The organism is Chryseolinea lacunae (assembly GCF_016735595.1).
GTDB lineage: Bacteria > Bacteroidota > Bacteroidia > Cytophagales > Cyclobacteriaceae > Chryseolinea > Chryseolinea lacunae.
In genome coordinates this window covers 94,667-119,060 of record NZ_JAERRB010000019.1, presented here as the reverse complement: position 1 = coordinate 119,060, position 24,394 = coordinate 94,667, and the positions used below count along the sequence as shown (strand labels likewise).

Here is a 24,394-nt window from a genome sequence, read left to right as displayed (position 1 = left end):
AGAATCTGACGAATTCATGCAGGTTGCCGGCAGTTCCAATGGGCCTGGTCTTGGTATCGATGCAGCCCTTAGTATTTCTAAATATTGCAATTTGTTTCCAATCTAAGGGCATCTTCGAAGTCAGGGATCCGCTGAATTAAACATCGCTTTCAATATACTGATGAACCCAGAACAGAACCTATGCCTCAGGATTTTCAGATGCTTACTGTTTCAATTCGCATTTCGCTCATTCCGGTTTTTGATTTGCTGGTTAAGCAATACAACGAAAGGGGACATACTCGATGGTGCTATGAGGTGACTAAAATAAAAAGTTCCATATTGCAGAATCCCCACGCGTATTTAGGAATTGACAAGTTACCTCGTCCAGAAAAATTAACGGCCATCATTGATAAACTGTTTGAAGAGTTTGTCAAACAAGCCTCGGCAGATTTCAAGACGTGTTCGAATAAAGACTAAATGATTGGGATTGGATCTGGATTGGAAATTCCGAGGAGGTTGACCATTTTATTTATTTCGTGCGCCTGTGACCATTACATTCCGTACGGCCGTATAAGTCATTCCGCGACGAACTGAACACCCTTCGGTTTGACTATCTTGAAGTTATGTTCTAACGGGTTAACTTACGCTCACGAACTTATGGTGATCACGCCCTCACGGAATAAAGTGATCAACTGGGTTAGAGTCTCCAGTAGGCCATTGGAATATCTTTATAGCCCAAGATTACTTATATACTCAAACATCCAATTTGGGATATTGATATTCGCGGTAAAGATCTATAGCGTTACTGGAGCAAATCAGACCATAGGGAAAGCCTATGCGCGTTGAGCGGTCTTCTATGGCACCAAAGTCTCAAAATTCCATTTTTCTTGCATTGAAATCGTCATCGGTATGTGCGCTACATTCATTTTATTCTTTGGTCAAAACACAACGAAAACCGATATGGGATTGTCCGCTATCGACGGCAGAACCTTGACGGGCGGAAGTGCGGTAGTTTGAACAATAGTTTGATGAGCATAGAAATGATCCTCCTTTCGTAACTCGTTTTGGAATGTAGGGTTCAGCCGGGTCAAAAGACTGGACAGGCCCATTAGGATCTTTCGTGACTGCGGCATGCGTGAGTTCCTTAAAATACCTTGGGTCATACCAATCTTGTGTCCATTCCCAGACATTGCCAATCATGTCATAGAGCCCAAATGAATTGGCGGGAAACGATTTTACTGGCGCGGTTCCGGCGAAGCCATCTTCGCCCAGATCTTTAAACGGAAAGCTACCCTGAAAGGTATTGGCCAGCACGGAATTGGCGGCGTTCGGTTGTTTGCGCTCGACACTGGATGCGAACTCCCATTCAGCTTCGGTTGGCAGGCGTTTGTTCGCCCACCTTGCGTACGCCTCAGCATCTTCGTACGCAATGTGGATGACCGGGTGATCCCATCGTCCATGAAGATCAGTTCCTGGCCCTTCGGGTGCTTTCCAATTAGCACCAACCTTCCACTGCCACCATTGGGAAATATCATTTAGTAAAACCGGATGGTCTGGTGGATTAAAAATTATCGTACCAGCCCTGAGCAAACTATCGGCCATTGGGGGAGTGCCAGAGGGCAATTCTTTTTGCAGTTCTTCCCAGACCAGGGGGCGTTCGGCGACGGTCACATATTTGGTTGCTTTCACGAATGCATCGAACTGTGCGTTGGTCACCTCTGTCTCATCCATCCAGAAAGCGTGGACCTGCACGCGATGAGCGGGGTGCTCATGCGGTGGTGCTTCCGGGTCATCCGTTCCCATAATAAACTCGCCACCTGGGATAAATACCATACCTGCCGGAGCGTTTTCTCTTTTTACATCATCATGTTTGTTTTGAGGATTGCATGCCATCAACATCATCAATCCTATTGTTTTCAGTCTTCTTAACATGTTCGGAATTTTCTGTCTTTAAGAAATGTCTCTTGCATGGCAACCCTGGCTTATGCTTCTGATACGCTTATTGTAAATTTTGCTTTCGTTCCACTAACGTAAAGTGGAATGGCCTCCATTCCGGGCACAAAATTGAACCACCGTGTTGCATGCATTGGCAGCGGTTTTATCAGCATTTTCTGTGTGCTGGAGATTGCTATCCTTCCTGTTGCGCGCTGAATTTCTATTGTTTTATCGGAGCTCCATTCCACCGCCTCATTGCTTTGGCTAATGACTGGGAGGATAATTTCTATTTCCTCTGTGCTTATCCCGTCGATATTTATTTCCAATTCTATGGATTGACCTTGAAATACGTATTGCATCTTGTAAGGAATTGGACCAGTATCGGGATGCTGTTGATCACCGTCAACAAGATACCCCTGCGTAATTATTTTGCTGATCGAACCATTTTGAAAAGAAATGATTTCAGGACTCAGGTAAGAACAGCTTAAATATTTTCCATCGCTTGTTTGGACACGCATGGTTAACGAACCGGAAAAGAACTCGTGTTGAGCCTGCATATTTGGTGGTTCCACAAGTTGGTATTCGGTCATGCTTGCGGTGAGAATCACGCCGACCTTCCGGTGAAAGAGCATGCCGATTGATCCCCCGCTAGGATGGCCATTCTTACAAGAATACTCACGGTCATAACCGACAATAGTCCCAACCCAGTTTTCGGTCGAAATCAACCAGGTTCTGACGTCCGAGAATTCTTTAATTCCATACACCATTTCTCTGGGCAAGAGCGCTGGTTCTTTTTCAAATTGATCATACGAGGCGCAATCCAAAAGCGTGGCAAGCGAGTTAGCATGACCGATGGTATGATGGATGCAAGGCAAAACGCCGTGCTTGAAATTGTGTGGCCCACCATATAGCAAACCATCGTGCGTGCAAGCGCGCAACATTTCCAAATTCTTCCTCGCCACGGTGTAAAAGCGAGGATCATCATCCACCATTAAGCCATAGCTACACTGGCATCCTTTGGTGGTGCGCCCGCCCCAATATGCCCACTTGTAATTTCGTGTACCCCAGCTATTGTCCCATCCGCCATCGGGAAGCATAAATTCCATATGCGTTTTTAGCGACTTGACAACGCTTGTCCGCAGGTGTTCGTTTTGCTCGCCGACAATACACATCACCAGGTACGGCAACGATTCCTCTACATTATATCCCAAATCAACGGGTAAACTTCCCTTGGGTCCAGGGGGGTATCGGTCTCCGCCACCCTCTCCGTATATAAAACCATCAGTACTTGTGAAAAACCGAAGGGCTTCTTTTGCTAAGAGCTGTCCATGATGGATTAATTTGTCATCATGAAAAATCTTGCCAAAGAGTTGCAGTGCATAAGCCGCTGTAATGGGATAATTAATGTTACTGAATTCAATAGTAAATTTTCGGTCAATGAAGTCGGCTGCCGCTCGCAAACGTATCAGCCATCTGGCTTTAGTGGGCGTATCGAGTTGATCGCCGTGATGGTAAATTGCTTCGGCTAATGATATTGCGGTGAAAACAGTTGTCCCATTCCAACTGCTGACGTTTATATCGTTAGACCACGAGCCGTCAGGTAAACTTACGTTTCGTTCCATCCAATCGAACAAACGTAATGCTGCGGTTGCATAAGACTGCTTTTTAGATCGTTTGGCCATTGACAATAATGGATAAACCGCTTCGCCGCATCGCCCGTGCATTCGTCCGCATGCCGGACAAAGAATTCCGCCATACAGGGTTCCGAAGCGAATGTCTTGTACCTGATAATTAACTAATGACTGACACCAGGCGGCTAACAACTGCTGTGATTCGTCAAGGAGTCGATTCGATTGAGGTGGTGCATTACCCTTTACTTCAATAGACGGAAATGAAAGCATGGTAAGTGCACCCACGGCTAGGTTCTGCAAAAATAGACGTCTGTTCTCTAATGTATTCATTGCATCATTCTTGTCTTACTAAAATAGGATCCTCTATCCGCATTTGGCCAGCGCTATTATACGGTCTGCCTGCGTTTATAAAGCTTGTTCCCAACCAAAGGCCTCGCCCAAAAGCCCACACTCATGATATAGCTGAGCAAACAAAAATTGAGAAACATTGCTGTGCGTAAGGATAGGACCTCACTTAAGGCGCCAATGAGTAGCGGTGCTATGGCACCACCTGCAATACCGGTACATAGTATGCCGGTAAGGGCGCCGTGATGTGTTCTGACTGAATTCAAAGCCAATGAGACAATGATAGACCACATGACTGAGGCAAAGAAACCGACAGCAGGGAAGGCCATCAAGGCTACAGGGGCAGGGCCAAGCAATGCCAGTACAAGGGATAGTCCCGCGAGCAAACTAAACAAAACGAGAACCACCTTGCTATCCATGACTTTTAGTAAGGCCAATCCGAGCAAACATCCCAAGGTTAAACACCCCCAAAAATTTCCAACCGTTTCTGCTCCATTGGTATTCGGATCGATACCGTGATATTTTTCCAGAAATTGGGACAGCCAAAAGGAGACCCCTTGCTCAAAGCCGACATAGCAAAAAATTCCGACGAAGAAACCAATGGTTCGTGGTGCTTTTATAATCCAAACAATATCTTTTAGGTCGCTAATTCGCTCCTCACTGTTAAGGACCGTTTTTGGAAATCGTATGCAGGTGAGAACTGTTATTATGATTAACGTGATGATAGCAAAGACTACATAAAGGGATGCCCATGGCATTTGATGTGGCGCCCAGGAATATAGTAGTATCCGTATTGCTCCGAACGGACTCTGGATTTCTGTAGGGTCCATCAAAAATGAAAAGAAATAGGGGCCCATAAATCCTGCCAGGCCAAAACAAAGCTGGCCAAGTACTGAATAGAAGGCAAAATGTTCCTCACCACCGGATGTTCTTAGTAATGGATTAATAGCGACCTGGAGAATTGCCATTCCTGCGCCGATCAGAAAGAGCGAAAATAGAAAGGTGGAAAAATCGGGAAACAGCACGAATGCTACCGACCCGCTTCCGGCAAGGGTGAAGGCGAATATCATGGTTTTTTTTTCCTTCCAGCGTTCTACCAGGATGCCGGCGGGGATTGACATTAGCGCGTAAGCAGAGAAAAAGGCCATCGTCATAAAGCCAAGCGAAGAAAGCTCAAGGTTAAAGCTGCTCTTGATGGAAGGGTTAAGCGCACCGAGTATGTTTGTTAAAAATGAAATTACAAAAAAGATAAGCAGGACAAGTGCCACCAGTGCGGGCCGTCTTTTCATACCGTCGAAATTATTATTGATGCTGATTTTGAGTTTGCTGTTCATAGAATGGACAGCGCACTGCGCGTGTGTTTTAGGGCAAGCAAAGCCGCGCCTTTAAATCCTGCTTTGTTTCCTGATTTCGCGGCAATAATTTCAACGCTTTTAAATGCCTGGGGTATCACATAATGTTTAATGTGATCGATCAATGCCGGCATGAACGTTGTTATAGCCGTTGAAAACCCCCCGCCAATAATTACGCGTGCGGGATTAAAAACATTTATGTAGCCAGCGAGTCCTAGCGCTAGGTAATGGAGGAATTCGTTGATGCATTGAATTGCTATAGGGTCATGAGCCACATACCGTTCCACTAGAAAATGGCCATCAATTAAATGATCAGGATAAACGTTCGGATCTAAACGTTGCCGATAATGTTTTAATAATGCCTGGGTAGAAGCAATATCTTCCCAGTTTTGAACTTTGCCATTTATCGACATCGGAAAGACGCCGAGTTCTCCGCCCATACCGAACTGACCTTGAAATGCCTGTCCATGGATATAAAGTGCTCCGCCTATTCCCGTGCCCAGACTAACGAACAATGCAGTGTCGCCTTGTTGGCATTCCACTTGAAACTCGGAGAAAGCTGCGGCATCAGCGTCGTTGTAGATACAAGTTGACAAACCAACGGAGTTCTGTACGATGTCCGCCAATGGCAAGTTTATCAGTTCAGGTATGTTATCGCATGTCAATATTATGTTTGAATTGCTTACCAGACCTGGGACGCCCACGCCGATGCAACACGTTATAGCGCCCATGGCTTTGGCGACCGCGATCGTCTCTTCAATAATTTTGACCAGGGTTACCCTAACCGATGAATCTTCTTCGCCTATTTTCGTAGGCCTTTCGAGGGCGTATACCTCACGACCATCGAATTCGATTAATCCATACTTTATGGATGTTCCCCCGACGTCAATGCCCAAAGCCACACATTTTGAATTCATAGTCCTTTGCGGGTTAGATTTTAATATTCTTCCGATGAAATCTGGTTTTTAGATTTCTTCATTTCATTCGTGGGTTCAATTGAGGCCCGTTCGCAGTGCGCAACACTTGCATTGCGGCCAGACGATCAAGCACAATAGAACATGCATCATGTTGTCGCAAGAAGGAAGCGGGAACCATTTCCGTGATCTCGCAGTCGAGCGTTCGCTTAACAATTGGTGCTTTTTGAACGCCCCACGCCATTAGAATTATGCGCTTGGCCTGCATAATTGTCTTTATCCCCATCGTGAGTGCATGGGTAGGGACTGCCTCCAAACATCCAAATCCTGGAACAGCATCCTTTCTGGTTATTGGATCCAGGGACACCAAGCGTGTTTCTGAATCTGATGGGGATCCAGGCTCATTGAATCCAATGTGTCCTGTTCTGCCAATACCTAAAATTTGTAAGTCGATGCCACCCCAGGAAACGATTTGCTGTTCATATCGCTGGCAGAAATCATGGACGTGGATAGCGTCAATGGTCCCATTCGGCATATGAACATTTTTAAAATCGATATCAATATGATTAAACAGATTATCCCGCATGAATCTGGCATAGCTCTGTTGATGCTCAGGACGCATGGGGAAATATTCATCCAAATTAAAGGTAACAACGTTCCGGAAACTCAATCCCTCATTACGATGCATGGCAATTAAGTGTGCGTATATCTTTTTGGGTGTTGCGCCAGTGGCAAGCCCTAAGACACAATAGTTACCATTTGCTTGCCGTGAGCGGATAGTTGTAGCGATTTGTTCTGCTACGTAGCGGGATCCATCGTCCAGGAGTGGGAAGATTAGAATGCGGGTTTTATCCCTGTCGATCGTTATATGCTTCACTCGTATAGCTGATTTTAGAAAAAGGCTGTCACCCCAAGCGGGATGCGACAGCCCACAACGTTAACCCAGCGTTGTGTTCCCCTTATTTGTAATTGTAAAAGTAAGCGCCATGCCCCGCAGGTAAACGGGCAATCGTTCCAATGCAGATGATGAATGTTTCATTATAGTTCAGCATACCTACATCTCGCGGTTGTAATTGCTGATGGTATTCGGCGGCGGAGGAATACACCATTTTGATGATCATTGCAAAGAAAATTTAAACACCGTGGCATAGTCGCTGGAAACACAATCTGGTATAGTTAAAAAGAAAGCATTGTCCATGGTCTCTAAAATGGCGGGTGTTCCGGTAGATAATTCTTCAACTTTCTTGACGGAAGATGGTGGTGGATAGCGATGTGGGGCGAAATCCCGAAGCTTTATCCGAGTCCCAATCGGCGGCTTCCCTAAGAAGATTATGTAGATCGATTTCCCATCTTTCGAAAAAGTATACCGATAGTCGTGCCAGGTGTAGGTGGTCGTATTTTCAAATCCACCGTGTTCGTTAACACCTGCAATCGTCGGGCCGCCTCCATAGATCAGCCAGGGGCGAGTGTTATAAATCGCCTCGCCATTCTGATGCAACCATTGTCCAAGTTGGGTGAGTGTTCGCTCTTGTTCGGGGGGTACGGACCCATCCGCACGGGGTGACACGGCCAAGAGTAACGCGCCATTCTTGCTAACAATGTCAATCAGACTATGGAGTACCATCTGTACAGGTTTGATCCGGCTGCTGTCTGTATAGGACCACGAGCCAAAATTTATCACGTCATCAGACATCCAGAAAGGATTGAATACTTCGGCATGCCCACCCTTTTCTATATCGTTGATGCCAATGGTGATGGGTAGATCGTGTTGTTTATAAACAATAGCAACATCTTGTTGGGTCTTGTTGGCGTGGTTCAAATAATATGCGCAAAATTCCTGACTATAGTTTTCAGGTATCAGGTTCAACCAAGAATCAAAATAGATGATGTCAGGCGAATAGCGGTCAACAACTTCATGAAGTTTCTCAGCCCAGCGGTAATAAAACTCATTTTTAGTAATGTTACCATATAACAAACGCAATCTTGGATCTGTAGATGATGTATGCCATTTCGGGTTATAGATGAAATGACTGTCATAGTTACCGTCGTTTTCGGAAGAACTGTTTCGTTGTAAATTACGCGCATGGTGGAAGCTTACAAAGAATTTAATACCCAACTTCGTCATCTCATTTTTGACCAAGCCTGCTATGTCCTTATGAGGGCCGGTATCAAAACTGTTCCAAGGATTTATCGAACTCTTCCACATCGAATAGCCATCGTGATGTTCAGCAACAATGCCTCCGAAGTGGGCACCGGATAATTTGGTGAGGTGGGCCCAATGCGATGCGTCAAAGTTTTTGCCGGTAAACATTGGGACGAAATCATGGTATCCAAATTTTGATTGATCGCCATAGGTTTCTTTGTGATATTGAAATGCTGGATCATTCACGTCATACATCTGGCGCGGGTACCATTCTGAGAATTTTTCAGGAACGGAGTATACGCCCCAATTGAAGTATAGACCAAACTTCCCGTCTCGTAGCCAGTCCGGGACAATTTTATGATTTGCTAAGGATTTCCAGGTGGGAAGGTATTTTTCTTTATGTATTGAATCTTGTGCTCCCAGCTGAAGGGAGGGAAGGAAAAACGCAAGGATTAGCGCGCCGTTCAAAACACAAAGTTTTGTTGTCATTTTAGTCGAATGATTTTTTTTCTTCATGGTTTATATTGCCCTGGTAGTTGGTTTCTTGATTTTGTAACTGTCTTCTTGCCCTCATCAGTCTCCAGCAACAATGTGGAAATGGAGGGATCGTACGTGAAGCCGGAACGCTCGGAGAAATCTTTGTTCACATAAAGCTGTTCGCCCTTTGTTATAACGGTTAAGCTCGGCGGCAGCTGGGTGTTTAATTCAGCCTGCAATCGAATATCTCCAATCAAAAATTGGTTGTTTGACATCGCTACGGACGGAACGGCCCTGCCACTGTCGCTCAGTTGGAAGATGGCTAAAAAGCGCATAGACTTTGTCTTCTCAACCGATTCAAAACGAATATGATACTGATTTGGAAGGCTCTTATATTTTTTGCGAATATCAATTGGCGGGGAATGAAACTGATCGGTAAGGGTTCCCTCAATTTTAGTCGAGGCCAGCACAGTTCCCCGCACATCGTTTTTGGCTGTTGACAATTTTAGACCTTGGTTGGCTAGCGCTGGCTTTTCCGGGCTATGCAATAGGAATGCCCATTGTGAAGGTTCCTCGGCTTCCAGAATATCATAGATAACCACAATGTCCTGGCGTAACAGAATGAGGTGACGTTCGAACAAGCGGAGGCGAGCGTCTCCGAATCCATTCTGGGGTGTTGCCAAAATTCCATTCTCAGCTAATAATGTTAGAAATTGTTGATCAACCACGGGCTTATAGGCCATTGTTGCATCTCCCATGACATAGGATATCTTGGTTCCGTTAATAAACCGTTTGATCCATCCGTAGCCTTCATGGCCAAAGGCCTGTCCCATTCCGTTTACTAGAATTCCGTTGTGGGCTCGTGTGTGTCTATAGGAGGTTAGGGAATGGGGATCTGCGAATGTGGTATAATACCCGGATGAATAGAAGATGGGGTCGCCCCGGCGGGAAATATTAAAACAGTTTTGGCTGGCGTGCATATGTCCCTTTGCGCCGAAAGGCGAAGAGCGAAAGTATACGGCGGTGTTGTGTTCGCTGTGGAGGACATCGGTATGGAGTGCAGCATCACCTACGCCAGGAAATAATTTCGCCTGCTCCATCGCGGGAGGGTTTTTGGTGTTCAGGTCCAGGTGAACGTCATGGATAATCTGGTACCATGGTTCTATCAAGGACAGTTCTTTTTCGTACCAGTCCTCCGCTTCACCCATAGGTCGCTTGGCCTTAAGAAGCGTCGCCAAGCGGTAGAGCGCACGTTGATCTTGATTTTCATTGGCGACGATCAGCATCATGGAATGGCCAACGTTACCATTTCCAACACGATCATGCATATCTCCAAAACCTTGTATACGTCCATCGACGGGAGCGAAATAAAACAGATAATCCGCCAGCGTCTTATACCAGTTCATTTTAAAGACATCGCAACCGCCAACGCTCTTCATAAGCAGTGCCATGTCAACAATGGCAGATTTATTTACCCCGAAATAGCCGATACCTTCCGCCCAGCCACCCTGTTGGGTTGATAGATTTGGAAAGCGCGCCAGGAATAACCCATAGGTGTACTCCAACATTTGCTTGCTTACCGGCAGTTCGTCAACGGTGGCTAGCGATGCGATAAAGTTTCCGGCAATCTCCATTTGCCAAAAGTGATTTTCGACCTGGCGCGTTTCAATGTCGCCTTGCCAATTTTTTAACCCCACGCTCAACCGATTTTCAATTACGTTTAATAGTTGTTGTTTAACAGGCTTGCTGAGTTCATTAACCAGAGCATCATACCCCATCGCTAATGAGGTCAGTACTTGAGAGCCGAGTAGGTCATTGGTGGGCCATTGGAGCAACACCATCATCCGCTTTAGCAGGGAAGCCAGCATGTCCTTGTCTCCTGATAGTACATAACCTTCTAGGATTTTAGTAAAACGGCCTACTTCTTTTCCGGTAAGGATGGACAGCGCTTTGTCCTTGGCGGGGTCCTTATCTGAAACGGGGCCCTCATATATAGGGGAAGCCATGGCCTTGTGTGCTTCCGCTACGATCGTGTTGTAGAGTGGATGATGTGGCGCCATTTTCCTGATCGTGGTCATGTCCTTTCCCTGGTTCATCACCCGAGGGTGTGTTTTCTTAATGGCGTTTAGAAACTCTTGGAAACTTGGCGAAGTAAAGACATATGCATCCTTGGTTACTGAAAATGCGAAAGGACCTCGGGAATCGACCACTTGATTGTCCTTCAGAATAGCATATTTCCAATACCATGTACCGAAGGCCAACGGTTTGTGAAGGTTGTAAAAACAATATTTGAGTTTTTCACTGACGTAGGTTGACCTCGTTTTGAATACGGAATCGCGGCTCACGTATACTTGATACCAAACCTCTTCACCCTTCCAATGGCGTTCAGATGGCCATAAAAAGGGCGAAGGATTCATTTCGGGCACCGTGCCGTTGGCTGGAGACGGTGTTGTTCGCCATTCCTCATAAAATGTCGAGGAAGGTTGTTGGCTTGACTGGGCGAGCGAAAGCTGCGAAAAGCATATGGCCAAAAAAGCAGTAGTCATACTCGATAGATAAAAGCCCTGTAATGCCCGCCGGTTGGGATGGCAAATCCGATAGTTCATTTTTATTGGTTTGATAGGCAAAAATGGAACTGTTGTCCGGGTTGCCCGGGGAATATTATCTCAAGAAACCTTTGTCACGGTTACCAATTCCTTTCGGCGTAAGGCCCTACGGGACGGATGTAACATATGTCGTTCCTACCTGAAACATTTGCCGTATGTCTGCCACTGGATTGCAAGTAACTTGCTGGTAATAATCCATGTCCTGAATGGGCTTATTATACATGTACCAACTCCTGTCCAAACTGCACGACCAATGAATATATTTTTAACACGCATCAGTATCACCATATTGACCCTATTTTCCTTTTGGGCAGCTCCAGGATGCACGGCCCAGGCTCAAAAGCAGGAAAAGCCAAATTTTATATGGCTTACTTTTGAGGACGCGAGTCCGTATGGTTTTAGCTGCTATGGGAACAAAGCCTTCACGACTCCAACCGTGGATAGCCTTGCCCAACGGGGCATACTTTTTACAAATGCTTATGCTACTGCACCTCACTGCTCGGCGTCTCGCTCAACATTGATTACGGGGTGTTTTGCCACCACGTTTGGCATGGACATTCATCGCGAAAAATATCAAACGCCTTCAGATATTTTTTATCCGTCCATTCTGCGAGCTAATGGATATTTTTGTTCCAACAATAAGAAGACAGACTACAACACGTTCACTTCGGACAAATCGCTCTGGAATGAATGCGGGGCATCGGCCAGTTACAATAGTGTGGAACGTAAGGAGGGCCAGCCTTTCTTTGCTGTATTCAACGCTACGGCCAGTCACATGAGTAGGATCAGGACGATTACAACGGAAGGGCGCGGCCACTATCTTGAACTCGGAATTGAGCCAGGACAACTGAAACTGCCAAAATACCTTCCTGATTTGCCAGAGGTCAGGTCTGACTTTGCCGTGCATCTGGAATCCTACCTGGAAATGGATGCGTGGTTAAGAACTTTTTTGTTGGATCTGAAGAATCGCAAGCTTGCTGAAAATACGATTGTTTTTTTCTTCAGCGATCACGGTGGATGCTTGCCCAGGGGTAAGGGATTTCCCTACGAGTCCGGTCTTAAAATTCCGCTAATTATATATATACCTGAAAAATGGCGAGACAAGTTTGACATCCCCGCAGGAGCTGTGAACAGTAACCTTGTTGGTTTTGAAGATTTCGCGCCAACGGTATTAAGATTAAGTGGTATTGATATTCCTCCATTCATGCAGGGCAAACCTTTTCTAGGCACCAGGCGTGTTAAAAAATATCAGTTCGGGTTCCGTTCCAACCAAGAAAATTATCACTTCGATCCCTGCCGGACAGCAACGGATGGTCGGTTCAAATATATTCGTAACTATCACCCGTATAAACCGTTCGCCTTGCGCAACCTCTATCAATCGGGAATGCCCGCCAATATTGCGTGGGACGAATACGTGCTGTCCGGCAAATGCACTAACCCCGATTGGAAGTCGCAGTACGAGGCCAAAGGAACGGAAATGCTATTTGATCTACGGACAGATCCCGACGAGCTCATTAATTTGGCTGCGACCCGTGAGCACCAAGTCAAGCTTAAAACGATGCGCAAGGCCGTTTCCGAACATATACGCGAATCGAAAGATCTGGGACTTTTTTACAGAGACATGCGCAAGGAAAAGACGGGCGGCTTATTCGATTGGGTTCGCTCAACAAACTTTCCGTTATCAGCCATGTATGACGCCGCAGAAAAAGCAAGTATGGCTACTTTGCGGGATACTACTTACCTGTCCAAATTGTTAAGCAGCCAATATGCGGAGATGCGGTATTGGGGTGCAGTTGGGTATGTCATGCTGGCGTCAACAAAGCAGCTTGTGCACGTGCCCCTGATTCTTACCAAGACTATGAATGATCCAGCTGCCGCGGTGTCAGCGACAGCCGCCGAAGCCGTTTTTAGGGTAACAAAAGATTCCAAAGCTCTCCGTCGTCTGGTGGACATCTTTATCACCAATGATAATTTTGCCTATTCGTCCCTGGAGAATCTTACATGGGTTGCTGATTGTAAACCACACCTCAAAGAGTATGTTGCAGAGTTCAAAAAACTGTCAACCGATGCAGAAGAAACAAAGGCTGACCGTATGGGAATATACCTCAAACTTAGATCACTTCTGGTTAACCTTGATGCATTACCAGTTCGCGAATTGTTCCCGCAGCGTGAAATTGAGGAAGGAATAAAGATAAATGAGACAAGGAACTGGCAAGCCCAATATCCTAAAAGCTAATACCCTAACGACACCGTTGTTTGTGAGCCAGATAAATAAATTACAGCGCCGCTGCGAAATTTGCAGCGGTATGGATGTCCTTGAGAACGGTGGTGTTTTCCCTCACAGCAGTAGATGTCCAGCGCCATGGCGTTAATGTTTCGGAGAAATCGTTTTAAATGTTAATATTTTTTACGCCTGGGCTTTCCAATGGAGGGGCAGAAACAATGGCCACAATAGAGGGTCAATCTCGTGGCAAAAAAAGACGCCATGCCAAAGCAGGTGCATAAGGAAGGAACCAAAAGTGGTCGGTAAGTTGTGTGATTTGAAAATGATCACGCCTTGAGATGAATGGAAACGTACTCAGTCATTAAAAAAATTGCCGAAACAGATATAAAATCCATTTCGGCAATCTATGAACTTACAACCGAATTCTACCGATAGCCATTGTTGGTGGGATCAGTGTCCAGCAACCTTGGATTTAGAAGGATTTCCTGTTGGGGGAGAGGATACAATACATGCCGGTCCCGAATATTGTCTTGCGGATTATTGAACGGCCGGTGTAACGTTTTTTTAACGGTCTCTACAAGAACTCCCCAACGCACCAGATCCATTTTTCTGCCGCCTTCACCGGAGAGTTCGTATTTGCGCTCGTCGCGGATTTTTAACCTAAATTCTTGTTGGGTTAAACCGCTCCAAGGCTTATCGATTTCAAAAGCGCGTTCTCGGACTTTATTTACAAAGGGATAAGCATTCGAAGGTCCGTTCAATTCATTTTCAGCTTCTGCTGCCATCAGGTATAGGTCTGCGAGGCGAAATACAATATTGTTGTTGGTGGAGTTATCACGTGATGAATTTGCCTGGTCCAGATTCCACATTTTTGAAAAGTAAGGCCAGCGTAGTTTAAATCCCAAATAGCTTGTGACGATGCTTTTGTCGTATCGCAGGTCTCCCTCTTCCCAGGTAGATTTGTCCGCAAGTTCAGGCAAGGGGATCGCTTTTCCATAGCCTGTCATGTTTTCATTTCTATCAGCCAACGCTTTTTGAAACGCTTGCAGTTGTGTCATATCAAATGGTTCATCCCTTGCAATGCGGGGATTATAATTGTTTACACGAAAGGATGCCAGCGTATTGATCACCCTGTTCTTACCGGTGAAATCTATCACGAATATTATTTCCTTGTTATATTGCTTAAGGGGATCTTTTTGATTGAATACTTCGGCATAGTCATCGAGCAAAGTGAATTGCCCACTGTTAATCACCTTGACAGATTCATCCAACATCCCTTGCCATTCTCCTGCCATCATGTGGTATTTGGCCTTAAGAGTAGCGGCAGCCCACTTTGTGGCTCGACCAAGGTCAACGCCGGTATACGACCCGGGCAATAATTCGAAAGCTTTTTGGAGATCTGCTTGCATCTCTTGTCGGATGATATTTTTGTCAGTCCGTTGGATCGTTGCGAGCTCGTCAATGGAGAGGAGGGTTCGGAAATAGGGGACATCGCCCCAGATGTTGGTTAGGTGGAAGTATGCCAACGCGCGCAAAAACAACAGCTCTCCTACGGCTTGTTTTCGATAGTCACCACTTACGTTGGGGCTTTTCTCTATGGACTCAATAAACAGATCACAATTGCGTACGACACTGTAAAGGTCCATATAGGTGTCCAAAATAAATTGAGAGGCTTCTGTAAATGTATAGCTATGAACGTCCGAATCTTCCGCACGATTTGCCGCGACCTCATCGGCGCCGTGCAAATAGAATTTATCAAGACCAACATCATTGTATAAAGATTTATTGTGGTAGATCTGGTAAACACCGTTTACAGCTAGTTGCGCTTCGCCATCACTTTTGAAAAATGAGTTTGGCGAGAGCTGGCTCTTCGACTTCTCTTCTAAAAAGTCATTACAAGACGTGGTGATCGCCAGCAAAACGAGGCAGGTGGATATTTTAAGTATAAAATTTGTTTTCATTTTCTTTAATTAAAATTCAACAGATAGGCCCGCGGTAAAAGACTTGGTATAAGGATATTGTCCCGATGCGACACCCTGTTCGAGCGCGCTACCTCCGTAGTTGTTAACTTCGGGATCACCCAGTGAATAGTTACTTAACAACCAGAGGTTGGTCCCGGAGACGTACACGTTAATTCTTTTAAAAACGCCATCGATACCCAGACCGACCATGGGAAGTTCATAGGACAATGTGACGGTGCGCAATCGTAAAAAGGAACCATCCTCAATCCACAACGTGCTTACAGGATTCCAGATGTTTGCTGAAGTACCAGCACGCGGAATGTTTGAGGTTTCGTTCACCCCTTCAATCCAACGATTAACAATGTCTGGCGAGAGATTTTCATCGCCTCTACCAAATATGGCTGATGAGTTTGCGGCGTTGAAGATTTTATTCCCGACCGAGAATTGAAAGAAGAAATCGAGGCTTAGTCCTTTATACTTCAAGAGATTTCTGAATCCTCCATAAAAATCAGGTTGTGGATTTCCTACAGGAATTTTGTCACCGTTATCAATTACGCCATTCCCATCTTGGTCTTTGTAGCGTGGTCCGCCGATAAAGGCAACGCCTTTCATGCCATCCGCTACAATCTCTTCTGCATTTTTGTAGGTACCCAGATATTCAACGCCGACAAAGGTTGGTGACACTTGACCGGGCATGAGTCGAATACCTGTCCCGGAAGTACCCGTGGCGACCAGGTCTGATGGAGGGGTACGTAAATCGATGAAGGGTGCCCCGCCCAAGTCAATAATTTTGTTTCGGTTGGCGGAAACTGTTAACGTGGTCTCCCAGGAAAAATTAGACTTCTCCAAATTGACAGTATAAAGGGACAATTCAAGTCCACGGTTTTCCATCGAACCAATGTTTTGCAACCTTGTACTTCCCACCGTTCCGGCAACTTTTCTTTCCAGCAAGAGGTCTTCTGTTTTTTTATTGTAGTAGTCGGCCTCAATCCTGATTCGATTGTTAAATAATCCGAGCTCTAGGCCAATGTCCAACTGCTTGGTGGTTTCCCAAGTGAGGTTGCTGCTAGGGAGTTCGCCGATAACCACACCGTTTAAAAGCTTCTCATTAAAGTACGTGTTGGTTCTGGCAAGGGTGGCAATGGAATTATACGGTCTCACGCCCTGTTCACCCACCAATCCATAGCTGGACCGGAGTTTCAGCGCTGAGACAATCTTGGAGTTCTGTAAAAATCGTTCCTGATCAAGGTTCCACGCGGCGCCCAGGGAAGGGAAAAATGCATACTTGTTGCCTTCCTGGAACACCGAAGAGCCATCACGCCTTCCTACCAGTGTCAATAAATATTTATTCTTGAACGAGTAATCGATGCGCGAAAGCAGCGAAGAGAATGTGCGTTGTACAAAGTTGGAGCTCAATTGATAAGTTGCTGGGTCCGAGCCAAAAGAGATATTATTAACGCCGACGGCGTCATTGACGAAACCGCCTGCCATCATAGAGGTTGTTTCTATCGTATACTTTTGCCACGTCGCTCCACCGAGGACAGTTAATATATGGCTGCCAAATTCACGTTTGTAGGTAAGTGTGTTTTCATTCAAGTAATTATCGCTGCGATCTTGTGTTACAGTAGCCAGCCCACCCAGACTCGAAATTTTTCTGTCTGGCAGTTGCCCAGGTAAATATTGGTTGTTTCGGTTGTTGGTTAGCTCAACACCAAAGGAGGATTTGAAAATCAAATGCTTTAGTGGTTCATATTCAACATAGACATTTCCAATGTTTTTACCTTCCTGACCGTAATCCTCCCGCATGTTTATGTCGGCAACGGGGTTACGTTCGGTGCGGGCGCTCTCTGGGTTAACGCCGTTATATGAACCATCGGGGTTATAAATTGGTCGTATGGGTAATGCACGGAACATGGCAGAGTAAAAATCGACTTTTGGATTTTCTGTCCGCACGCGTGAAAGGTTCATTCGCAATCCCGTTCTTACCTTTTCAGATATTTTGAAATCGAGGTTGGTCCGGAATAGATATCGTTCAAGGCCGGAGTTTTGAATGACGCCATTCTGTTTGAACCGGTTGAAGGAGACATAATATTTTACACGTTCAGCATTTCCTGACAGGAAGAGGTCGGCGTTACTAATTGTTCCGGTGCGGGATATTGCTTCCAGCCAATCGGTATTGGGGTATTCCTTTCCAGCAGGAAACGGAATTGGTAAGTTTCGATCAGTTTCACCGAACCCTGATGTTCCGGGCACAAACTGGGCTTCTTCATTTTTATAATCCAGGTAAGCCTGTCCATTTAAGGGGCGAACAGTATTTATTAGCGATTGGACCGATTGATAGTAATTGAAACCTACGTTTACTCCATCGGACCTTGCACCGTTTCCACTTTTAGTCGTAACAATGATAACCCCGGCTGCTCCACGCGTTCCGTAAATTGAAAGGGCGGTGGCATCTTTTAAGACCTGAATTGACTCGATGTCGTTCATGTTCAAACTATTTAAGTTGAAACCTTCTCCTGCGATAAAGCCGTCAATGACGAAAAGAGGATTGTTGTTACCGCTCAGCGAACTCGAGCCCCTGATTCTGATGGTGGCGGCCGCCCCTGGAGCACCACTATTCGAGGTTACCTGAACACCTGCCGCACGCCCCTGTAAGGCTTGATCGAGCCGGGCGACGGGTTGATTTTTCAGTTCTTCTGCGCTTACGGAAGCTACGGATGAAACGAGGTTTTTCTTTGTCGTTGTACCATAGCCGATCACAACGATGTCACCTAATGCTGTTGCATTTGGTTGTAAGGAAATGGCGAACTCCTTGCCCGGGGATGCGGGGAGTTCGACGTTTTCATATCCGATGTAGGAAATTACCAAGGTGGCTTCAGGTGACAACAGCGTTAGCGAGAATGCTCCGTTCATATCCGCTTGTGTCCCGTTGGAGGTGCCTTTCTCAAGGACACTTGCACCCGGCAAGGGCTGTCCAGTTTCGTCTTTCACGACTCCCTTTACCGGTGCCTGAAAACTTTTCATACCGGCATGAGTGGTTGGCCTTTTTAATCCAGTAGCTGAGGATAAACCTTCTACCGCATCAAAAAACACGGCCACAAGAAAACAGAACAGGAACGGAAAAATCTTACTGTATCGCTTACTGTGAAGCGATGATTTTGTTTGATAGACTTGCTTCATATGAAATTGAGTTGGATTTAAGTGCGGCCTGAGATTCAAGACCAAGGTGTCCCTTCAGTCTTTTGTATTTGCTGAGCGATTCAAGAAAATAATAATCTGCATAATTAAGCGGCGTGTTGACCTCAGAGAAATTTCGGAAGTTTCCAACCGCGTGATGAACAATGAAAATTTCATCGGCATTGTTTTCAGTAACGTACTTGTCTGTCAAGTTTTGAAGAATGGCCTCTCCGAATTGAAAGTACTGGGCGTTTTCTTTGGAGACGGTACTTAAATCAAGCATGGCGCTGGCCATTACTGCTGCTGCTGATGCATCTCGCAATACGTGCGGAATATTTGGTGCATCAAAGTCCCAGTAGGGGACCTTGTCCTCCGGCAACCGGGGGTGGTGCATAATGAAATGGGCAATTTTTTTTGCGTGTATTAGGTATTTTTCCTGGGCCGTTTCTTTGTACATCATTACATAGCCGTACAGTCCCCACGCCTGTCCTCTTGCCCAGGCAGACTCGTCGGAAAATCCCTGGTGCGTGAGCCTTCGTTTAACAATGCCGGTCAGCGAATCGTAGTCTATAACATGGTAGGAGCTGCCATCATCCCTAAAATGATTGCGAATCGTGAGGTCTGCGTGTGACGTGGCAATGTGATAGAAACTGGAATCACCTGTCGCATGAAACGCTTTTAACAGCAATTCAAGGTTCATCATATTGTCAATAATGATTGGAAAATTAAAAGCGTCATTCTTTACTGATCGAATCTCATTATCCCAAGATTTTATTCCGCCTACGGTGGTGGAATACCGTGATGACAGCGAACGTGCGGAGTTTAGCAGTACATGTTGCCAGCTGCTATCCTGGGTCAATCGAAACCCATTGCCAAAGGAATTATTAATGATAAATCCCAAGTCATGCGTGTTAGTGGCATACTGGATCGAGTCCAATCCTTGGGTAAACATTATCGCTTTGCCTTTGAAATATGAGTCGCCCGATAATTCGTACATATACCATAAGGACCCCGGAAAGAATCCGGAAGTCCAATCCTGCGCCTTCACGCAGCGCACCTCTCCATCCGGCCACATTGAGCGAGGATATGTACCGGGTTGCATTACTGTAGCAGCACGGCGCATTCTTTCTTCACTGAGTCGAACTGCTTTTTCAAACCAGGCGATATCGCCTGCGGATTGTTGCCGAGCTGGGGTAGTACAGGCCGTCATTAGGCCGAAGAAACCACATAGAAATACAAGACGCTTAAGACCGCGGAACGCGGAGGGACATTCATTCATATAACCTTCTTTATTGCACATGGGTACAAAAGAAGCACGTGATACTAAATCTAGGCAGGTGAAATGTTTCATAAACCACCAACAAATGCTCCCAAAGGAGCTTGGCGCTTCGGAAGGTGGCGCTGGAAGAAATCCTATACTCGCCAATGGAACGTGAAAGGACGCTGGAAATATTGGTTACTTTACGGAGAGGTTAATTCGCGTCGGGTTTTTCACTGGGGTGCATCTTTTCAGAGTTGTTTGCTTTGGCGTAATCCTTAGGCACAACATTATACTTTTGCTTGAACATTTTTCTAAAGTAGTTCAGATCTTGAAAACCCACAGCATCACAGACTTCGTTAACGTTCATGTAGTGTTGTTCCAGCAATTGTGCAGCAACCGATAGTCGGAAGTCCCGGATGAACTCCACCGGACTTTTGCCAGTTACTGCCTTCACCTTTCTGTACAAATGGACGCGACTCAACCCAAGGTCTTTGCCGGCCTTCACGATCGTTAATTCGGGATCGGCAATGTGCTGCCGTACGTAGTCCGACAATTTTTCAAGAAAGCGTTCGTCTAAAGACGCTGAATTTACCTGGTTGTCCTTCAGCAAAACCTCTTTCCTGGAATACTCACGAAGCTTTTCTTTGGAGATCACCAAGTTGCTAATTTTATACTTGAGCGTATCCACGTCGAATGGCTTTGAAATAAAATCGTCGGCACCTGCCGTGTAACCTTCCTTCGCGGTTTCCTCTTCGCCTTTTTCTGTTAAAAGTAATACCGGGATATGGCAGGTCCGGGGTTCACGCTTTATCATTTTCACGAGTTCCAAACCAGTCATACGGGGCATCACGATGTCGGAAATTACGATGGAAGGAGGAGAATTTTCAATTACCATCAAGGCTTCCTCGCCATTGGCTGCTGTCATTACATCGAAATCTTCGCTAAACTTCTCTTCCAGGAGATCTCTCAATTCAAGATTATCCTCAACAATAAGGAGAGAATATTGCCTTGTCCGGATTTTTTGAGGAACGGACCATTTTTTCTTGAATTGGAAAAGCTTGTTTGTGGGTGATTTTGTTTTTTGGGTTTCAGTAAAAGCGTCGGTTATAGGAATGCCAATTAAAAATTTAGCATACTCTCCATAAACGCTTTGAGCCGTTAGATATCCTTGGTGCAATTCGATCAAAGCTTTAGCGATTGACAATCCTATTCCAGTTCCCTGTTTGTGATTAGATTCACCTTGATAAAAGCGAGTGAAAATATTTTTTAAGTCATTTTCATGTATTCCAACACCTGAATTTCGAATGCCAATCTCGACGAATTGTGTTGTGTCTTCTTTTTCATTGACCGTGGACACCAGACGGACTGTAATATAAATGTGGCCACCGTCTGGGGTAAACTTGAAGGCATTGGACAGTATGTTATACAACACTTTTTCCATCTTTTCGCGGTCCATATATAGTCGTTGGTCCGGAATTTCACTATCAATGTTGTATTCAATATTCCTGGAGTGGGCGATTCCCGCAAAGGACTCCATAACTTCCTTTACAAACGGTGTAACGGTGCAGCGACTCACATGCAGGGGTGTATTTTCATTTTCGATTTTTCTAAAATACATCAGTTGGCTGATCAGTCTGAGCATAAAAGCAACATTTCGTTTGATGGCTGTTAGCGCCTTCTGAAGGTCGGCATTCTGCGTTTTCTTCATCATGTCCTCTACGGAGGCGTGAATGAGTGTAAGCGGTGTTCTGAAATCATGGGATATATTGGTGAAGAAATCGAGTCTAAGCTTGGTAAGTTTTTCCATCTGTTCTTTCTCCAAATGTTCCAGGTCCAGTTTATTCTCAAGCTGTAGTCTGATTAGCACGACTCTGCGTGCGATATACAGTAGCAGTGTGCCGATGGCAAAGTATGCCGCGAAGGCCCAAGGTGTTTTCCAAAAAGGAGACAACTTTACAATGTTGATAGACTTTATTTCCTTACTCCAGTGGCCGTCACCGTTCGCGGCGCGGACTTTAAAACTATAGGTTCCAGGATCGAGGTTTGTGTAGGTAGCAGACATTGTTTGTCCCACATAGTTCCATTCCTTGTCAAAGCCCTCTAGTTTGTAGGCATAACGATTTGCTCCAGCATTGGGGTAGTCGAACGCGCCATACTCTATGGTGAAAACATTTTGATCGTGCGTAAACTCAAGATTTTGAGTTTCCTCCAGCGACGTTTTTAGTATACCTGTATCATCGTTGGGTACTATTGCTCTATTAAAGACTTTCAGATTTCTGAAGGTCAACTTTGGCTCAATCGTGTTGTCGGTAATTTTATCCGGGTTAAATGCAAGCAATCCCTGAAGTCCTCCAATGAACATGGTGCCACTGGAATGTTTGAGTAAGGAGTTTTCATTAATTTCGTCGATAGGTATCCCATTGCTGGGTGTGTAGTTTTTAAACGTCATGTTCACCGGATCACACTTGGAGATCCCGGAAGGTGTTGTGATCCACAAGCTATTCCAATGGTCTTCAGTGATGCCATAAACGATGTCGTTTACCAGTCCGTCACGAGTCGTGAATCTTTTAAATTCACCCCGGTCTTTATTCATCAGATTAAGACCTCCGCCATAGGTTCCTACCCATAGGTTTCCGTTCAAGTCTTCATAGACAGAATACACGCTATTGTTACTTAGGCTGCCCGGGTGATTTGGGATGTTCACATAGCGTTGTACTTTAGTGATAGAAGAGTATCGAAATAGACCATTTGTTTTGGTTCCAATCCACACGGTGCCCGAACGATCTTTAGACAGGCACGCGATGCTAGGCTCTTTGTTGGTTGAGTCTTTGCCCAAAGGGACGCTGCTTATCCGTTTTGTTTTATAATCGTACCGGTTTAAGCCTGCGTCTGTTCCGATCCAAATATCGCCTGGGCTATTTTCTACTAAAGCGACCACGGTGTTGTCTGATATGCTCTGCGTACTTCCCTTTTGACGGTTAAACGTTGAAACCGTTTTGTTTTTACCATCTAACATAAACAAGCCATGCAGGTAGGTGCCTACCCAAAGATTTCCTTGCGAATCGAACAGTAAGGACTTTATGGTATACAGGTCAATTGGTTTGCCGTAATATGTTTTTATGGATTCCACTTTTTGAGTTTTTCGATCCAAATAGAATAGTCCGCCACCCTCTGATCCTATCCAGATGTTTCCCTTGTCGTCTTCAGCCATGCTGCCGATGGTATAATTGCTTAGGCTATTTTGATTTGAAGGACTTGTGCCGACCAACAAAAAAGAAGACAATGATGGATTGACGATGTTGATACCGCCAAAATAGGTGCCGACCCACAGGAAGCCACTGGGGTCAATTAGCAGCGAACGGATTGAGTTGTCGCTTATGCTTCGCGGATTCCAGCTTTCCTTCTGATAAACGCGAAAGGCGCGTTTGTTAGTTTCCAGATAGTTGAGACCATTATAGGAGGCAATCCAGAGATTACCGATCTTATCAAAGGCCAAGGCACGAATGAAATCATTTGAAAGGGTGTTGCTCTGATCTTTGTTATGATAGATATGTTGTATAACGCCGTCGACGTTTACCAGATTAAGGCCCTTCGATGTCCCTATCCAGATTGCGCCATATCGGTCTTCGGCAATGGCGGTCACAAAACTGCTGGAAAGGCTCGTGGTATCTGCCGGATTATGTTCAAAGTGTGTGAAGCGATCCCGGTTAGGGTCGTAACAATACAGTCCCCCAAATCGTGTACCAATCCAGATACGGTGTGACTGGTCTTCAAAAAGTGAATAAACGTGATTGTCAGTAAATATTTGTGCGCCTTGGCGATTAGTAAAGAATTTGATGAATTTCTCGGAGTTTTTCTTTTTCAGATTCAATCCATTTTCGGTCCCTACCCAGAGGTCGCCGTTCGATGCACACAACACCGAGAGGACTTGATTGTCGGAGAGCTCGTCGGCACTGTTTGGGTTACTGGTATAGGCTTTAAAGTTTCCGGTGGACTGATCCAAGGCATTTAAACCATCTTCCGTGGCTATCCATAAGATGTTATTGGCGTCCTCGTCCATAGAACGGACGTAATTATTGCTAATCGAATTTTGATGAGCTTCATGTCTATACACCTTGAAGATTAAACCATCATAGCGATTTAGTCCGTCTCTTGTTCCAAACCAAAGATACCCATTACTGTCCCTGAAAATTGACATCACGCTGACCTGGGAAAGCCCGTGCTTCACCGACAATTTATCAAATGAAATCGCCGACGGAATTTGGCCCCAGGCACAATCCATATACAGCGTGAGGCAAATCATGGCAACCCATCGTATACAGCCGCATAGTTTCATCAGTGTCATTTTTACATTAAGATCGCAAAATGAATTAAAAAATCGGACACATC

13 protein-coding genes are annotated in these 24,394 nt (G+C 45.4%); 2 read left to right on the top strand and 11 right to left on the bottom strand.

The window, feature by feature from the left end; genetic code table 11:
- The first annotated feature begins 180 nt into the window (after nt 1–180).
- Complete coding sequence (locus JI741_RS31495) at nt 181–456, top strand: hypothetical protein (RefSeq protein ID WP_202016443.1); 276 nt, start codon at nt 181–183, stop codon at nt 454–456.
- Between the two features lie 450 nt (nt 457–906).
- Here the strand turns inward: JI741_RS31495 and JI741_RS31490 are convergent, their stop codons facing one another.
- The 7 genes from JI741_RS31490 to JI741_RS31460 form a co-directional block, all read right to left on the bottom strand.
- Nucleotides 907–1,911, bottom strand: a complete 1,005-nt coding sequence (locus JI741_RS31490) for a formylglycine-generating enzyme family protein (RefSeq protein WP_202016441.1) — start codon at nt 1,909–1,911, stop codon at nt 907–909.
- 50 nt (nt 1,912–1,961) lie between these two features.
- Entirely contained in the window at nt 1,962–3,875 is a 1,914-nt protein-coding gene (locus JI741_RS31485; RefSeq protein ID WP_202016439.1) for an ulvan lysase-like protein, read from the bottom strand.
- A gap of 56 nt (nt 3,876–3,931) precedes the next feature.
- Nucleotides 3,932–5,224 carry an MFS transporter gene (locus tag JI741_RS31480; protein WP_236676373.1) on the bottom strand — a complete coding sequence of 431 codons (1,293 nt, stop codon included), beginning with the start codon at nt 5,222–5,224 and terminating at the stop codon, nt 3,932–3,934.
- Nucleotides 5,221–6,159 (bottom strand): ROK family protein, encoded by a 939-nt coding sequence (locus tag JI741_RS31475; protein WP_202016437.1) that lies wholly within the window; start codon nt 6,157–6,159, stop codon nt 5,221–5,223. Before JI741_RS31475 ends, JI741_RS31480 begins: the two co-directional genes overlap by 4 nt.
- Before the next feature lie 58 nt (nt 6,160–6,217).
- Nucleotides 6,218–7,033, bottom strand: a complete 816-nt coding sequence (nagB, locus tag JI741_RS31470) for a glucosamine-6-phosphate deaminase (RefSeq protein ID WP_202016435.1) — start codon at nt 7,031–7,033, stop codon at nt 6,218–6,220.
- A 240-nt stretch (nt 7,034–7,273) separates the two neighbouring features.
- Nucleotides 7,274–8,815, bottom strand: a complete 1,542-nt coding sequence (locus JI741_RS31465; RefSeq protein WP_202016434.1) for an alpha-L-fucosidase — start codon at nt 8,813–8,815, stop codon at nt 7,274–7,276.
- Nucleotides 8,812–11,382, bottom strand: a complete 2,571-nt coding sequence (locus JI741_RS31460) for a DUF4962 domain-containing protein (protein WP_202016433.1) — start codon at nt 11,380–11,382, stop codon at nt 8,812–8,814. Before JI741_RS31460 ends, JI741_RS31465 begins: the two co-directional genes overlap by 4 nt.
- A 253-nt stretch (nt 11,383–11,635) precedes the next feature.
- On the opposite strand from JI741_RS31460, the gene JI741_RS31455 reads away from it, so the two are divergent.
- Entirely contained in the window at nt 11,636–13,618 is a 1,983-nt protein-coding gene (locus tag JI741_RS31455) for a sulfatase family protein (RefSeq protein WP_202016432.1), read from the top strand.
- Nucleotides 13,619–14,031: 413 nt separating this feature from the next.
- Here JI741_RS31455 and JI741_RS31450 read toward each other — a convergent pair whose 3' ends face one another.
- The 4 genes from JI741_RS31450 to JI741_RS31435 all read right to left on the bottom strand — a co-directional run bounded on the left by JI741_RS31450 (nt 14,032) and on the right by JI741_RS31435 (nt 24,308).
- Nucleotides 14,032–15,567 (bottom strand): RagB/SusD family nutrient uptake outer membrane protein, encoded by a 1,536-nt coding sequence (locus JI741_RS31450; protein WP_202016431.1) that lies wholly within the window; start codon nt 15,565–15,567, stop codon nt 14,032–14,034.
- A gap of 9 nt (nt 15,568–15,576) precedes the next feature.
- Nucleotides 15,577–18,747, bottom strand: a complete 3,171-nt coding sequence (locus JI741_RS31445; RefSeq protein ID WP_202016430.1) for a SusC/RagA family TonB-linked outer membrane protein — start codon at nt 18,745–18,747, stop codon at nt 15,577–15,579.
- Entirely contained in the window at nt 18,707–20,023 is a 1,317-nt protein-coding gene (locus JI741_RS31440) for a glycoside hydrolase family 88 protein (protein WP_202016429.1), read from the bottom strand. The genes JI741_RS31445 and JI741_RS31440 overlap by 41 nt, the downstream gene beginning before the upstream one ends.
- Before the next feature lie 193 nt (nt 20,024–20,216).
- Nucleotides 20,217–24,308 (bottom strand): hybrid sensor histidine kinase/response regulator transcription factor, encoded by a 4,092-nt coding sequence (locus JI741_RS31435; protein ID WP_202016428.1) that lies wholly within the window; start codon nt 24,306–24,308, stop codon nt 20,217–20,219.
- Nucleotides 24,309–24,394: the final 86 nt, after the last annotated feature.